The organism is Bacillus inaquosorum, assembly GCF_023238325.1.
Classification (GTDB): Bacteria; Bacillota; Bacilli; order Bacillales; family Bacillaceae; genus Bacillus; species Bacillus inaquosorum.
On the sequence record NZ_CP096592.1, the window covers coordinates 1,559,726 to 1,575,609 of the forward strand.

General features: G+C 42.7%; 13 protein-coding genes. 11 read left to right on the plus strand and 2 right to left on the minus strand.

All coding sequences use genetic code 11. The features are described 5' to 3' along the window. The first annotated feature begins 136 nt into the window (after nucleotides 1-136). Complete coding sequence (gene pfeT, locus M1M80_RS07705) at nucleotides 137-2,050, plus strand: metal-transporting ATPase PfeT (protein ID WP_060398506.1); 1,914 nt, start codon at nucleotides 137-139, stop codon at nucleotides 2,048-2,050. Nucleotides 2,051-2,087: 37 nt separating this feature from the next. On the opposite strand, the gene M1M80_RS07710 is transcribed toward pfeT, so the two are convergent. Continuing rightward, nucleotides 2,088-2,291: a hypothetical protein gene (locus tag M1M80_RS07710; RefSeq protein ID WP_060398507.1), complete on the minus strand. Its 204-nt coding sequence runs from the start codon at nucleotides 2,289-2,291 to the stop codon at nucleotides 2,088-2,090. A 164-nt stretch (nucleotides 2,292-2,455) separates the two neighbouring features. Here M1M80_RS07710 and papB point away from each other — a divergent pair, with 164 nt between their 5' ends. The 8 genes from papB to splB all read left to right on the plus strand — a co-directional run bounded on the left by papB (nucleotide 2,456) and on the right by splB (nucleotide 11,568). Next, entirely contained in the window at nucleotides 2,456-3,550 is a 1,095-nt protein-coding gene (gene papB, locus M1M80_RS07715; protein WP_060398508.1) for a di/tri-peptidase, read from the plus strand. Nucleotides 3,551-3,831: 281 nt separating this feature from the next. After that, nucleotides 3,832-4,797 carry a LacI family DNA-binding transcriptional regulator gene (locus tag M1M80_RS07720; RefSeq protein WP_060398509.1) on the plus strand — a complete coding sequence of 322 codons (966 nt, stop codon included), beginning with the start codon at nucleotides 3,832-3,834 and terminating at the stop codon, nucleotides 4,795-4,797. Between the two features lie 84 nt (nucleotides 4,798-4,881). Continuing rightward, nucleotides 4,882-5,727 carry a glucose PTS transporter transcription antiterminator GlcT gene (gene glcT / locus M1M80_RS07725; RefSeq protein ID WP_003238961.1) on the plus strand — a complete coding sequence of 282 codons (846 nt, stop codon included), beginning with the start codon at nucleotides 4,882-4,884 and terminating at the stop codon, nucleotides 5,725-5,727. Between the two features lie 229 nt (nucleotides 5,728-5,956). Then, on the plus strand, nucleotides 5,957-8,056 hold the full coding sequence (ptsG, locus tag M1M80_RS07730; protein WP_003238960.1) for a PTS glucose transporter subunit IIABC: 2,100 nt from the start codon (nucleotides 5,957-5,959) through the stop codon (nucleotides 8,054-8,056). A gap of 97 nt (nucleotides 8,057-8,153) precedes the next feature. Then, nucleotides 8,154-8,420 carry a phosphocarrier protein HPr gene (locus M1M80_RS07735; RefSeq protein ID WP_003218637.1) on the plus strand — a complete coding sequence of 89 codons (267 nt, stop codon included), beginning with the start codon at nucleotides 8,154-8,156 and terminating at the stop codon, nucleotides 8,418-8,420. Continuing rightward, a complete protein-coding gene (ptsP, locus tag M1M80_RS07740) occupies nucleotides 8,420-10,132 on the plus strand; it encodes a phosphoenolpyruvate--protein phosphotransferase (protein ID WP_019258254.1) in 1,713 nt (570 codons plus the stop codon). The genes M1M80_RS07735 and ptsP overlap by 1 nt, the downstream gene beginning before the upstream one ends. A 90-nt stretch (nucleotides 10,133-10,222) precedes the next feature. Beyond that, nucleotides 10,223-10,462: a splAB operon transcriptional regulator SplA gene (gene splA, locus M1M80_RS07745; RefSeq protein ID WP_003218644.1), complete on the plus strand. Its 240-nt coding sequence runs from the start codon at nucleotides 10,223-10,225 to the stop codon at nucleotides 10,460-10,462. Nucleotides 10,463-10,539: 77 nt separating this feature from the next. Beyond that, nucleotides 10,540-11,568, plus strand: a complete 1,029-nt coding sequence (gene splB / locus M1M80_RS07750) for a spore photoproduct lyase (RefSeq protein ID WP_003238958.1) — start codon at nucleotides 10,540-10,542, stop codon at nucleotides 11,566-11,568. On the opposite strand, the gene M1M80_RS07755 is transcribed toward splB, so the two are convergent. Beyond that, on the minus strand, nucleotides 11,561-12,262 hold the full coding sequence (locus M1M80_RS07755; RefSeq protein WP_060398510.1) for a GNAT family N-acetyltransferase: 702 nt from the start codon (nucleotides 12,260-12,262) through the stop codon (nucleotides 11,561-11,563). The genes splB and M1M80_RS07755 overlap by 8 nt on opposite strands. Nucleotides 12,263-12,395: 133 nt before the next feature. Here M1M80_RS07755 and mcpC point away from each other — a divergent pair, with 133 nt between their 5' ends. Both mcpC and M1M80_RS07765 read left to right on the plus strand, forming a co-directional pair. Continuing rightward, nucleotides 12,396-14,363, plus strand: a complete 1,968-nt coding sequence (gene mcpC / locus M1M80_RS07760) for a methyl-accepting chemotaxis protein McpC (RefSeq protein WP_060398511.1) — start codon at nucleotides 12,396-12,398, stop codon at nucleotides 14,361-14,363. Between the two features lie 148 nt (nucleotides 14,364-14,511). Continuing rightward, entirely contained in the window at nucleotides 14,512-15,378 is an 867-nt protein-coding gene (locus M1M80_RS07765) for an NAD(P)-dependent oxidoreductase (protein ID WP_060398512.1), read from the plus strand. Nucleotides 15,379-15,884: the final 506 nt, after the last annotated feature.

A 15,884-nucleotide genomic window follows, 5' to 3' on the forward strand; every position in this document is an offset into this window, starting at 1 on the left:
ATTTTCTTCCCGCATGCTATAATTAAGGAAGACATCATGAAATAACAACGATGAAGCTGCCTTTTGGGCGGCGATTTTGTTTTTTATAAGGGAATTGAAGATGATTTACGTTCTCAATTAGAGGGGAGAATTAAATATGAATGAACAAGTTATCGTTCAACACGATCCGCATAAGCCATTAAAAACAGAACAGAAAGATAAAAACTGGGCACAGCATGCTGAGCTTATCGCAGCACTGGTGTCAGGCGCTCTTATTTTGGCAGGCTGGTTCTTATCCGGACATCAAGTAATATCAGTAACGCTTTACTTGCTGGCTTTTGTGATCGGCGGATTCGCTAAAGCAAAGGAAGGAATCGAAGAAACGCTTGAATCCAAAACGCTGAATGTAGAACTTTTAATGATTTTCGCTGCTATCGGCTCCGCCTTGATCGGATACTGGGCGGAGGGTGCTATTTTAATATTTATTTTTTCTTTAAGCGGCGCTTTAGAAACATACACGATGAATAAAAGCAGCAGAGATTTAACATCTTTAATGCAGCTTGAGCCTGAAGAGGCAACACTGTTGGTCAATGGCGAAACCAAAAGAGTTCCGGTTTCGGACTTGCAGGCCGGTGATATGATTGTGATCAAACCTGGAGAACGCGTAGCGGCTGACGGTGTTATTGAATCGGGCTCAACAAGCCTTGACGAGTCAGCATTAACAGGTGAATCAATGCCTGTAGAAAAAAACACCGGCGACGCTGTATTTACAGGAACTGTAAATCGTAACGGCTCCTTGACCGTTCGTGTCACGAAAGCAAATGAAGATTCGTTATTCAGAAAAATTATCAAACTGGTTGAATCTGCGCAAAGCAGTGTTTCACCCGCACAGGCTTTCATTGAACGATTTGAAAATGCTTATGTAAAAGGTGTGCTGATTGCGGTGGGGCTCTTGTTATTCGTGCCGCACTTTGCGCTAGGCTGGAGCTGGAGTGAAACCTTCTACCGCGCAATGGTGTTTATGGTTGTCGCTTCACCTTGTGCGCTTGTCGCTTCTATTATGCCCGCGGCGCTTTCCTTGATTTCGAATGGCGCCCGCAACGGTATGCTTGTAAAAGGTAGCGTCTTTCTTGAACAGCTCGGTTCTGTGCAAATGATTGCCTTTGATAAAACGGGCACTGTAACAAAAGGCCAGCCTGCCGTCGAGACTGTCAGAATCGCAGAAGGATTCAGTGAAACGGAGGTTCTTGAGGCTGTCTACGCCATCGAAACGCAATCAAGCCATCCGCTCGCTCAAGCTATAACGTCGTACGCTGTAAGCCGCGGCGTGAATCAGTCAGGCTACATATCTATAGAAGAAACATCAGGATTTGGCGTTATGGCAGAAGTCTCTGGCGCGAAATGGAAGATTGGTAAAGCAGGTTTTATCGGCGAGGAAATGGCAGCACAATTTATAAAACAAACAGCATCAGATGTCATTCAAAGCGGCCATACGATTGTATTTGTGAAAAAGGATGATCAAATAGCAGGCTGTATCGCACTGAAAGATCAGATCAGGCCCGAAGCAAAAAAGGTCATGGAAGAATTGAACCGGCTTGGGATTAAAACGGCCATGCTGACAGGAGATCATAAGGACACGGCTCAAGCGATAGCAAAGGAAGCCGGAATGACAACTGTTGCGGCAGAATGCCTGCCTGACCAAAAAGTGAATGAAATCAAACGGTTAAAAGAAGAATTCGGAACGATTGCAATGGTCGGTGACGGAATCAATGATGCACCGGCACTTAAAGCGGCGGATGTCGGCATTGCAATGGGCGGCGGAACAGATGTCGCTCTTGAGACCGCTGATATGGTACTCATGCAAAACGATTTGAAAAAACTCGTAAACATGTGCCGCTTGTCTCGGAAAATGAACAGGATTGTCAAACAAAATATCGTGTTCTCTCTAGCTGTGATCTGCCTGCTGATTTGTGCAAACTTTTTGCAGGTGATGGAATTGCCATTTGGCGTGATCGGTCATGAAGGAAGTACGATCTTGGTAATATTAAACGGGTTAAGGCTTTTAAAATAAAACCAGCAGTCCAATCGGGCTGCTGGTTTTTTATGTATCAAGCTCTCTCTTCTTTTTTGTCTTTATCGGATCTTTTTGTAACCATGATGAGAGCGAGGATGCAGCAAAGGAAGCCCGCTGCACAGCCGATGATAGAGCTGTAATAATAAAAGCCGACCATCTTCATACCGATAAAAGGAGCGGAAATTCCCAAAATCGTTAAGAGCATAACTGCTTTTCGCCTGAAAAAATTCATCAGCAAACGGAACAACTCCCTGCAATTGAACTCTACTGTCAGTATACAGGATGGGGGGCAGGAAATAAAATGAATCTGAAAATGAAGGCGCCGCGAAAGGCAAACACCTGTAAAACCTGTTACAATGGAAGACAGAACAATGCATTGCAAATGGCAGGGAGGAACAAGAAGTGAATAGAATACAACGCGTCTCTTCATGGCTGAAGGAAGCGGGGCATACTGCCGCATTTATTCATACGAAAGAAAATGTTTTTTACTTAACCGGTTTTTACACAGAGCCGCATGAAAGATTAATGGGTTTATTTATTTTTCAAGAAGAGGAGCCTTTCTTTATTTGTCCCGGAATGGAAGCAGGTCAGGCACGGAGCGCAGGCTGGAATCATGAAATCATTGGCTATGCGGATCACGAAAATCCGTGGGAGCTGATAGAGAAAGCCTTGAAGAAGCGAAATGTCAGCATACATACACTCGCGGTAGAAAAGGATTCGATCTCACTATCACGCGCAGAACAGCTGAAGCATTCAGTGGGCGGGGCTCAATTTGTTTCAGCAGAAGAAACACTCAATCAATTTCGCCTAATTAAAGACGACAATGAAATTCGTTTGCTGAAAGAGGCGGCAAAGCTTGCTGATTACGGTGTTGAAGTCGGCACAGCCGCTTTGCGTGAAGGCATCAGTGAAGTGGAAGTGCTCGCTCAAATCGAGTATGAGCTGAAGAAAAAAGGAATTCAGGGCATGTCTTTCTCCACAATGGTTCTATTCGGAGAAAAATCAGGCCAGCCTCATGGAAATCCAGGGCCAGCCACATTGAAGAAAGGTGATTTCGTTTTATTTGATCTCGGTGTTATTCTTGACGGCTACTGCTCTGATATTACAAGAACGTTTGCATACAAGACCATCAATCCGAAGCAAGAGGAGATTTATGAGACCGTGCTTCAAGCGGAAAAAGCTGCAATTGAGGCAAGCAAACCCGGTGTCAGAATCGGAGATCTGGATTTAACTGCCCGCGGGATCATTGAAAAAGCGGGATACGGAGATTATTTTCCTCACCGGCTGGGACACGGACTCGGGATTTCCGTCCATGAGTACCCATCTATGAGCCAAGCCAACGATACACTGCTGCAGGAAGGCATGGTCTACACGATCGAACCGGGTATTTATGTGCCTGGGATCGGCGGCGTGCGCATTGAGGATGACGTTCATGTAACAAAGGACGGAGCGGTTGCTCTAACCCAATATCCGAAGGAATTAATCATACTGCCGTAACAGGAAATAAAAAAGGACTTTGTTCTCGACATCGTCCTTTTTTATCTGCATTAAATAAAAAAATCATCAAATGTTCGAAAGGGTTTAATTTCATGTTTTTGGTTGAGAGGTTTTACAGCAAGACAGCTGCCGCCGAGAACAGTCAGACATAATCCAATTAAAATGAAGAAACCCATGTGATCTTCTCCTTTCAGCTAAAAACACAAAATATGTCTGGTACGCTCATATCATATTGTATGAAACGCATTCCAGATCAAGGGAATTTAGAAAGAAGGGAATCTATGGCTAATATTAAAGACATTGCAGAAAAAGCCGGTGTCTCCGTTACAACGGTTTCCCGAGTCATAAACAATCATCCTTACGTCAGCGAAGACAAAAGAAATAGAGTGCTCGAGGCAATGGAAGCATTAGAGTACACGAGAAATATCCACGCTGTTCATTTGTCGAAAGGGTTTTCAAACATGATTGGTGTTGTCTTGCCGACGATTAATCTGCCTTATTTTGCAGAGCTGATCGCAGGTATAGCTGACGCAGCCGCGGAATCCGGGATTCACCTCTCTTTATTCCAAACAAACTATGATGTGCAGAAAGAAATCTTTGCGCTGTCCCAATTAAAGCAGCGTCAGGTTGACGGGTTGATTTTTTGCTCAAAGGCGCTTGCTGATGAAAAACTCATGGAATGGGAGGGCCCGATATTGCTTTGCCAGAATTCAGATATCAGACGTTTTCCAACCATCAGCATTCCTCACCAACAAGCATTCCGGAAAGGCTTGGACTATTTAATTGCCAAAGGGCACACAAAAATAGCCATCTGTTTGGCAAGAAAAAAGGGCATGAACAGCCATTTCCGAATCAAGGCCTATAAAGAAGCATTGGAAGAGATCGGAGAAGCATTTCGTGAAGACTGGGTGATCGAGAAAGCGATTACAATCAATGATGGCAAGGCGCTTTTTCATAAGTGGCAAAAGTGGAAGGAAAAGCCGACAGCTATTTTTGTTGCCAATGATCAAGTGTCAGCAGGGCTTTTTCTTGAAGCGAAGAACCAGCGGGTATCGGTACCGGGTGAACTTGCAATCTTAAGCGTTGATAACCACGAAATCAGCCAATCGCTTGGTATCACAACGATCGATATTCAGACAAGGGAAATGGGAAAGCAGGCGTTTGCCATGCTGGAAAAAAGAATTCAAGGGCAGCCGATTGAAAGGAAGGTTCTGGATTACCGTCTCATTGAAAGATCGACTGTTTAGTGAAAGCATCGAAAAAAGGTTTGACGTGCATTCCGTTCGTTATGTACGATATGAGGTATTGAATGACAAAAGGAGCTGAGGATCGTGAATGGGTCCTTCACAGTGAAAAAGGTACTGAATAATAACGTATTAATTGCTTCTCATCATAAATACAGCGAAGTCGTTTTAATCGGAAAAGGTATTGGTTTCGGAAAAAAACAAGATGATGTCATTGAAGATAAAGGCTACGATAAAATGTTCATTTTAAAGGACGAGAAGGAACAAAAGCAGTTTAAAAAGCTCCTTGACTATGTTGATGAAAAGCTCGTTGATATTTCAAACGATGTGATCTACCACATCAGCAATAGGACAAACCACTCATTAAATGAGCATATTCACATTGCGCTGACAGACCATATCGCATTTGCGATCAAAAGGCAGCAGCAGGGCTTTGATATGAAAAATCCATTTTTAATGGAGACTCAGTCGCTATATCCGGAGGAATACCAAATTGCCAAAGAAGTTATCGATATGATTAATGAAAAAGCGGGAATTTGCCTTCCGGAAGGAGAAATCGGTTTTATCGCCCTGCATATCCATTCAGCCCTGACAAACCGCCCGCTGTCTGAAGTCAATCAGCACTCGCAGCTGATGGCGCAGCTTGTTGAGGTGATTGAAGACTCATTTCAAATGAAAGTAAATAAGGAAAGTGTCCACTATTTGCGGCTGATCCGGCATATCAGATTTACAATAGAGAGAATCAAAAAAGAAGAACCGACTAAAGAACCAGAAAAATTAATGTTGTTATTGAAAAATGAATATCCGCTATGCTACAATACAGCTTGGAAATTGATTAAAATCTTGCAGCAAACATTGAAGAAACCAGTTCATGAGGCGGAAGCGGTTTACCTAACGCTTCATCTGTACCGATTAACCAATAAAATTTCATAAATTCAGTTTATCCTTATAACGTGTTACTGATCCGATCAGGCATGAGTGATTGAGGGGAAAAAACGGGAAGTCTATTCTCGTTCTTTTGTGCACCCAATTTGCTCATGCCTTTTTTGTTGTGTAAAAGGGCAAATGTAAACGGTTAAACTGGAAGACTTACGCCTAGTGAATTCGTTGTCATGATTTTTAGCTGTAAGGTCAGACTAGTAAAAAGAGGAGGTCAATTCTTATGTTTAAAGCATTATTCGGCGTTCTTCAAAAAATCGGGCGCGCGCTTATGCTTCCAGTTGCGATCCTACCGGCTGCGGGTATTTTGCTTGCGATCGGAAATGCAATGCAAAATAAGGACATGATTCAAGTCCTGCATTTCTTGAGCAATGACAATGTTCAGCTCGTAGCAGGTGTTATGGAAAGCGCTGGGCAGATTGTTTTCGATAACCTTCCGCTTCTTTTCGCAGTAGGTGTAGCCATTGGGCTTGCCAACGGTGATGGAGTTGCAGGGATTGCAGCGATTATCGGTTATCTGGTGATGAACGTGTCTATGAGTGCGGTTCTTCTTGCAAACGGAACAATTCCTTCCGATTCAATCGAAAGAGCCAAGTTCTTCACGGAAAACCATCCCGCATATGTAAACATGCTTGGTATACCTACCTTGGCGACAGGCGTGTTCGGCGGTATTATTGTCGGTGTGTTAGCTGCATTATTGTTCAACAAATTTTACACAATTGAACTGCCGCAATATCTTGGTTTCTTTGCGGGTAAACGTTTTGTTCCAATTGTTACGTCAATTTCTGCACTGATTCTGGGTCTTATTATGTTAGTGATCTGGCCTCCGATCCAGCATGGATTGAATGCCTTTTCAACAGGATTAGTGGAAGCGAATCCAACCCTTGCTGCATTTATCTTCGGGGTGATTGAACGTTCGCTTATCCCATTCGGTTTGCACCACATTTTCTATTCGCCGTTCTGGTATGAATTCTTCAGCTATAAGAGTGCAGCAGGGGAAATCATCCGCGGGGATCAGCGTATCTTTATGGCGCAGATTAAAGACGGCGTACAATTAACAGCAGGTACGTTTATGACAGGTAAATATCCATTTATGATGTTTGGTCTGCCTGCCGCGGCGCTTGCGATTTATCATGAAGCAAAACCGCAAAACAAAAAACTCGTTGCAGGTATTATGGGTTCAGCAGCCTTGACATCCTTCTTAACAGGGATCACAGAGCCATTGGAATTCTCATTCTTATTCGTTGCCCCTATCCTGTTTGCGATTCACTGTGTGTTTGCGGGACTTTCATTCATGGTCATGCAGCTGTTGAATGTTAAGATTGGTATGACATTCTCCGGCGGTTTAATTGACTACTTCCTATTCGGTATTTTGCCGAACCGGACGGCATGGTGGCTTGTGATTCCTGTCGGCTTAGGGCTGGCGGTCATTTACTACTTCGGATTCCGATTTGCCATCCGCAAATTTAATTTGAAAACACCTGGACGCGAGGATGCTACGGAAGAAACAGCAGCATCTGGGAAAACTGGTGAAGCAGGAGATCTTCCTTATGAGATCCTTCAGGCAATGGGTGACCAGGAAAACATCAAACACCTTGATGCTTGTATCACTCGTCTGCGTGTGACTGTAAACGATCAGAAAAAGGTTGATAAAGACCGTCTGAAACAGCTTGGGGCATCCGGGGTACTGGAAGTCGGCAACAACATTCAGGCTATTTTCGGACCGCGTTCTGACGGTTTAAAAACACAAATGCAAGACATCATTGCGGGACGCAAACCAAGACCTGAACCGAAAACATCTGCTCAAGAGGAAGTAGGTCAGCAGGTTGAGGAGGTCATTGCAGAACCGCTGCAAAATGAAATCGGCGAGGAAGTTTTCGTTTCTCCGATTACCGGCGAAATTCACCCGATTACTGATGTTCCTGACCAAGTTTTCTCAGGAAAAATGATGGGTGACGGTTTTGCGATTCTCCCTTCTGAAGGTATTGTCGTATCACCGGTTCGAGGAAAAATTCTAAATGTGTTCCCGACGAAACATGCAATCGGCCTGCAATCAGACGGCGGAAGAGAAATTTTGATCCACTTTGGTATTGATACGGTCAGCCTGAAGGGCGAAGGATTTACGTCTTTCGTATCAGAAGGAGACCGTGTTGAACCTGGACAAAAACTTCTTGAAGTTGATCTGGACGCAGTCAAACCGAATGTACCGTCTCTCATGACACCGATTGTGTTTACGAACCTTGCTGAGGGAGAAACAGTCAGCATTAAAGCAAGCGGCTCAGTTAACAGAGAGCAAGAAGACATTGTGAAGATTGAAAAATAAGGGTGTTAGTACGCTGTGCTTGTCAGATGACAAGTACGGCTGTATGATATAATATTGTGAAGTAATATAGCTTTAAGTTAAAAGGAGAATGATAAAAATGGCACAAAAAACATTTAAAGTAACTGCAGATTCTGGAATCCACGCTCGTCCTGCGACAGTTCTTGTACAAACTGCAAGCAAATACGACGCTGACGTTAATTTAGAATATAACGGCAAAACAGTTAACCTTAAATCTATCATGGGTGTTATGTCTCTAGGTATCGCTAAAGGCGCTGAGATCACAATCTCTGCTACTGGCGCTGACGAAAACGATGCTCTTAACGCTCTAGAAGAAACAATGAAAAGCGAAGGACTCGGCGAGTAATGCAAGAATTAAAAGGGATTGGCGCTTCAGCCGGCATCGCGATTGCCAAAGCGTACCGGCTTGAAGAGCCAGATTTAACGGTTGAAAAGAAAAACATCTCTGATTCTGAAGCGGAAGTAAGCCGTTTTGATGAAGCGATTGCACGTTCAAAAGAAGAGCTCGAAAAAATCAAAGAGCACGCTTTAAAAGAACTTGGTCAGGATAAAGCTGATATTTTTTCTGCTCACCTTTTAGTTCTCAGTGATCCTGAGCTTCTAAACCCTGTGAAAGAAAAAATCAGCACTGATTCAGTGAACGCTGAATTCGCTTTAAAAGAAACGTCTTCTATGTTCGTTTCCATGTTTGAATCAATGGACAACGAATATATGAAAGAGCGTGCGGCAGATATCCGCGATGTAACAAAACGCGTAACCGGCCACCTGCTTGGCGTCGAAATTCCAAACCCAAGCATGATCTCAGAAGAGGTTATTATTATAGCTGAAGACTTAACACCGTCTGATACAGCTCAATTAAACCGTGAGTTCGTAAAAGGATTCACAACTGATATCGGCGGACGCACATCTCACTCTGCCATCATGGCGCGTTCTCTTGAGATTCCTGCAGTTGTTGGTACGAAAGCGGCTACAGGCACGATCCAAAACGGCGTGACTGTTATCGTTGACGGTATTAATGGCGATGTCATTATCGATCCTTCTGCAGAAACTGTAAAAGAGTATGAAGAAAAACATAACGCTTATTTGGCTCAAAAAGCTGAGTGGGCGAAGCTGGTCAATGAACCGACTGTCTCAAAAGACGGTCATCATGTAGAGCTTGCAGCGAATATCGGTACTCCTGATGATGTGAAAGGTGTTCTTGAAAACGGCGGAGAAGCAGTTGGCCTTTACCGTACAGAATTCCTTTACATGGGAAGAGATCAGCTGCCTACAGAAGATGAGCAGTTTGATGCTTACAAAACGGTTCTTGAGCGTATGGAAGGAAAATCAGTTGTCGTGCGGACACTTGATATCGGCGGAGACAAAGAGCTTCCTTACCTGCAGCTTCCTAAAGAAATGAACCCGTTCTTGGGATACAGAGCGATTCGTCTTTGCCTTGAAGAGCAAGAAATCTTCAGAACACAGCTTCGCGCACTGCTTCGTGCAAGTACATACGGAAACCTGAAAATCATGTTCCCTATGATTGCGACAGTTAACGAATTCAAAGAAGCAAAAGCGATCCTTCTTGAAGAGAAAGAAAAGCTTGTAAAAGCGGGACAGGCTGTATCTGACGATATTGAAGTCGGTATGATGGTTGAAATTCCGTCAACTGCAGTCATCGCTGATCAGTTTGCTAAAGAAGTTGATTTCTTCAGTATTGGAACAAATGATTTGATCCAATACACGATGGCAGCTGACCGTATGAATGAACGTGTATCTTACCTGTATCAGCCATACAACCCGGCAATCCTTCGCTTAATTACACTCGTAATTGAAGCAGCGCACAAAGAAGGAAAATGGGTTGGCATGTGCGGAGAAATGGCAGGAGACGAGATTGCGATTCCGATCCTTCTCGGCTTAGGCTTAGATGAGTTCTCAATGAGTGCAACGTCTATCCTTCCGGCAAGAACACAAATCAGCAAATTGTCTAAACAAGAAGCTGAGTCATTCAAAGAGAAAATTTTATCTATGAGCACGACAGAAGAAGTTGTCGCGTTCGTAAAAGAAACATTCAAGTAATGTACAAAAACCAGACGGCCTCCGGCCTGTCTGGTTTTTTTCATAAGTAAGGGTATAGGAGGGCACAATAACATGGCTAGGAGGGATAGTATGTCAAACCAATTTAACGCAGGAGATACAGTTTACGTGATCTACAGAAATCCGCACGCCGCCAATGTTGCCCACATAAAGGAAGCTGAAATTGTGCACCACCCATACCATGAAGGTGAGCTTTCCCTGTTTATTTATGAAACCTATCATCCGTTTGCAGAGGACGATGCTGTGTTTGCAAGCTATGAAGAGGCTAAATCACTTTACAAAGAACTATTTGATATCGATCCGTATGAGTAACAAGGAAATCATTACAACTCATATCCTTTCCGCCTTATGAGAAAAGTAACGTTAGTAAAGGAAAAGGATGTGGCATCATGCAGAACCCATTTGTTCCGCAGCTTGTGTATATAGAACCGAGAGCGCTGGAATATCCGCTGGCTCAAGAATTACAAGATAAATTTGAAAAAATGGGCATTGAAATCAGAGAAACGACATCCCACAATCAGGTGCGTAATATTCCTGGAAAAAATCATCTTCAGCAGTATCGTAATGCGAAGTCAACTTTAGTTATCGGTGTCAGGAAAACATTAAAGTTTGATTCTTCTAAACCCTCGGCTGAATATGCCATTCCGTTTGCAACAGGCTGCATGGGTCACTGCCATTACTGCTACCTGCAAACAACCATGGGATCAAAGCCGTATATCAGAACCTATGTAAACGTCGAAGAGATATTGGACCAGGCAGATAAGTATATGAAGGAGCGCGCACCAGAGTTCACAAGGTTCGAAGCTTCATGTACGTCAGACATTGTAGGAATCGATCATCTGACACACACGCTGAAGCGCGCCATAGAACATTTTGGACAAAGTGAGCTCGGAAAGCTCAGATTTGTAACGAAATTTCACCATGTCGATCACCTACTAGATGCAAAGCATAACGGGAAAACGAGATTCAGATTCAGCATTAATGCCGACTACGTGATTAAAAATTTTGAGCCGGGAACCTCACCTCTTGATAAGCGGATAGAAGCGGCGGTAAAAGTTGCAAAAGCAGGGTATCCGCTAGGCTTTATTGTTGCGCCGATTTATATTCATGAAGGCTGGGAAGAAGGATACAAACATCTGTTTGAAAAACTTGATGCCGCTTTGCCGCAGGATGTCAGACATGATATTACTTTTGAATTAATTCAGCACCGTTTTACAAAACCGGCGAAACGAGTCATTGAGAAGAATTATCCAAAGACAAAGCTCGAATTAGATGAAGAAAAGCGGCGTTATAAATGGGGCCGTTACGGGATCGGAAAATATATTTATCAGAAAGATGAAGAGCATGCACTTCGGGAAGCGCTTGAATCCTATATTGATACTTATTTCCCAAATGCGAAAATCGAATATTTCACTTAAAGGGCTGTTGTGACGAACAGCTCGCTTTTTTATAAAAAGGATTTTTCCATTCCATCAAAACGCCGAAATTCAATGATTCTTCATCCTCTAAATAATTGCTGACTACACGAATCGGTGAACGGCCGCAATGGAGGAGAAAGGACAGCACAGGGTCTTTTTTTCTGCCCTCCATCACATCTTCAACGTATTGTACAGCGCTGATCTCGTGCGAGTATTTATGATAAAAAGGAATGCGCCCGCCGCCGAGCAGGCGCTCCAGTCGCTTGTCAACAGTCAGCTCATACATCGTGTTCATCAGCCATTTTCCGATTCCAAGCTTTCGATAATGAGGAGAAACTGAAATATCCACTACATATAAAGTATTTCCATGAGGATCATGATTTTTAATAGATCCGTTGTCTGTTGCCTGCGCCCATGTATGGTCAGGAGACTCTGGCTTAAAATGTACGATAAGGGCAGTCATAGAACCAACTATTCTGCCATTGACCAGCGCGCATAAAGCCCCTTCCGGAAAGGTTTTGATATGGCTTTCAAGCTGTTCCTCTGACCACAGCAATTCCTGAGAAAACGGAGGGGGGAAACATTCTCTTTGAAGTGAAATCAGCCCCTTTATGTCAGTCTCTGAATAGTTTCGGATGGTCAGAGCCTCAAATTTTCTGCCGTTGTGCATGTACATTTGTTTTAGTATGATCATCGCCCTCCTTATGTGTTTTATTATAAATAAGATTGAATTTTCAGTAAATATATTCCGGTTTTCATATAATTTATTTTTTTATTATTCATTTTTCAAATGAAAGGGCCGATATAGAAATTAGGAGGGGATTGGTTTGTTTAAAAAACTTCACATGAAGATTGCTGTTTTTGTTTCGATCATGTTAATCGTCACAGTTGTTCTTTTAATGCTGTCTTCTTATCTGACGCTAAAACCAATGATTACAGAGGATGGGAAAAATACAACTCAAAACGTGACACAGTCACTTGAACAAAATATTGAATTGCAATTAAAGAGTTATGCCATTTCGTTAACAAGATTGGCTAATGGAGAATTAACTCATACATTTGTAACGAAACCAAGTAAAGAAGCTTCTCGGCTGTTTAATGATGACATTAAACAAATCAAAGATAACGATAATTATGTTGCGATGGCTTACATAGGCACCGCAAAAAAAGAGATGTTTACATATCCGAAAGCCGATTTTGCTGATGATTATGATCCGACATTAAGACCATGGTATAAGCTTGCAGCTGAAACTCCGGATCAAGTCGTTTGGACGGAACCCTATAAAGATGTCGTGACAGGAGACATGATTGTCACTGCATCGAAAGCGGTACTTGACGGGCAGAAAGTGATAGGGGTTGCAAGCTACGATTTGAAACTTTCTGCTATCCAGAGCATGGTCAATAAGCAAAAGGTGCCTTACAATGGATTTGCCTTTTTAGCTGATGCAAGCGGCAATCTTTTAGCCCACCCGTCAAACCAAGGAAAAAATATATCAAAGGATCAATCATTGAAAACCATTGCATCTGAGAAAAAAGGGATACAGGATGAAAATGGGAAAATGGTTGTGTACCAAACGATTGGTGAAACGGGCTGGAAAGTCGGAACACAATTTGATACTGATAAATTAATGTGGATTTCAGATAAAATGAATCGGGCGAACCTTTGGATATCACTGATCGCGCTTGTCGCAACGATAATTCTCAGCTATTTCCTGGCCAAAACGATAACCGGCCCGATACAGCAGCTGATCGCAAAAACGAAGGCAGTCTCCGAAGGCGATTTAACCGTTCATGCTGAATCAAAATCCAAGGATGAAGTCGGTATTTTAACAAGAGACTTTAACCAAATGGTTGAAAATATGAAGGAAATGGTTGAACAAGTAAGACTCTCTTCAGGGAAAGTATCTGATACCTCTGAGCAATTAACGGCTGTCTCTGCGGAAACAAATGAAACAAGCGGACAAATTGCAAAAGCAATTGAAGAAGTAGCCGCAGGAGCATCAGAACAGGCTTCTGAAGTTGAGACCATTAATGAAAAATCAGAAAGCCTGTCAACTAAAATCAGACAAATCGCTGAGGAGGCGGGCGGAATTAAAGAGCGCTCAAAATCATCTGAGGATGCAAGCTATAAAGGACTTGACGCGCTCGGCCAGCTATTGATGAAGTCAAACGAAGCCAACATGGAAACAAAAAAGGTTGAAACGATGCTGCTTGATCTGGAAAATCAAACAAAGAATATTGAAGAAGTGGTTACAGCTATTTCGAATATTTCTGATCAGACCAACTTGCTTGCTCTAAATGCCAGCATTGAGGCAGCCAGAGCCGGAGAAAGCGGACGCGGCTTTGCCGTTGTAGCCGATGAAGTGCGGAAGCTTGCTGAGCAATCAGCACTTTCTACAAAGCATATCAGCGAGACTGTGAAGCTTATCCAGCTTGAGACAAAAGAGGCCTCTCACGCAATGGTTGAGGCAAGCAGAATGAATGATGAACAAAACAGTGCCATTCATGAGACTGGAGAGGTATTAAACACGATAACGGCAGAAATGCAATCACTGGTACAAGGCATTGATCACATTTACGAAGAAATTCAAAGAATGAGTGATGAACAGCTCGCAATTTCTGAAGCGATTCAAAGCATATCAGCCATATCACAGGAATCGGCCGCTGCAGCAGAGGAAGTAAACGCATCAACCGATGAACAGCTGATCACCCTTGATAAAGTCAAACACTCAACGGAAACGTTAAAACATGCAAGCCAAGAGCTTATGAGCACAATTCAGAAATTCAAATTGTAATCCAATCAAATCCCCAAAACATGATTTGTTTTGGGGATTTTTCATTTTAAGAGTCTACTATATGATGAATAGATATGGTAGTCTAGAAAATGAAGGAAAAATGATAAATTTTAACTAAAATCAAACAAAGCATCTGGGAGGAATGACCTTGAAAAAAACAATTGGTTTTATCGGTCTTGGAGTGATGGGAAAAAGCATGGCATCACATATTCTGAAAGACGGCCATCCTGTATTGGTGTACACCCGGACAAAAGAAAAAGCAGACAGCATACTGCAAAAAGGCGCAGTATGGAAAGAAACGGTCAAAGAGCTTTCTAAAGAAGCGGATGTTATCATTACAATGGTCGGCTATCCCAGTGATGTGGAAGAAGTGTATTTCGGAAGCGGCGGAATTATTGAAAATGCAAAAGAAGGCGCATATCTCATTGATATGACGACATCTAAACCTTCGCTTGCGAAGAAGATTGCGGAAGCGGCCAAAGAAAAAGCATTGTTCGCTTTAGACGCCCCTGTTTCCGGCGGAGATATCGGTGCACAAAACGGAACTCTCGCGATTATGGTCGGCGGAGAAAAAGAAGCATTTGAAGCCTGCCAGCCGATTTTCTCTTTAATGGGAGAAAACATTCAGTATCAAGGACCGGCTGGAAGCGGCCAGCATACCAAGATGTGTAATCAGATTGCAATCGCAGCTGGTATGATCGGTGTTGCTGAAGCGATGGCCTATGCTCAAAAATCAGGCCTGCAGCCGGAAAATGTCCTGAAAAGCATCACAACGGGCGCAGCCGGAAGCTGGTCATTGTCAAATCTAGCTCCCCGTATGCTTCAAGGCAACTTTGAACCAGGTTTTTATGTGAAACATTTTATTAAAGATATGGGAATTGCGCTTGAGGAAGCGGAATTAATGGGGGAAGAAATGCCAGGCTTGTCGCTTGCGAAATCCTTGTATGACAAGCTCGCTGCACAAGGCGAAGAAAACAGCGGAACACAAAGTATATATAAGCTATGGGTGAAATAAAAAAGATTGCATGCCTTCAGCCCTGTGAGCCTTATTTGATATTCGTTCTGAGAAGGATTTATCCTTCTCTTTTTTAATTCAATCGTGTTTTTACTCTTTTTAAAACTTAAGGCATACGATTTACAATGCTGCTGTCACTGATCCGCATTATTTTATTTTTGTTCAAAAAGCACCCTTCTTTCGATCATGCGCCTTTTTTGGAGGGAGAAAAATATCATCATCTCCTGCATACATTGTTTTTTTATTTTTAGCAGTTGACAAAACTGAGACAGTATTTTACTGTTGCCTTAACATAAAACGGAAGGGTGAAAATAAGAACATGATTCTATAACCCTAGCTTTAAGAAAGAATCAATAGCTTAATCTATACATTTAACTTCAGTACTATTTTTCCGATGATCTGAATGCTTATTTGTTTTGTTTATTGATTCATTTTCTGAGATAGGATTATGGGGTAATGTTCTTTATTTATACTGACTAAAGCGGCTTTGAAGTGAAGCCTATTTA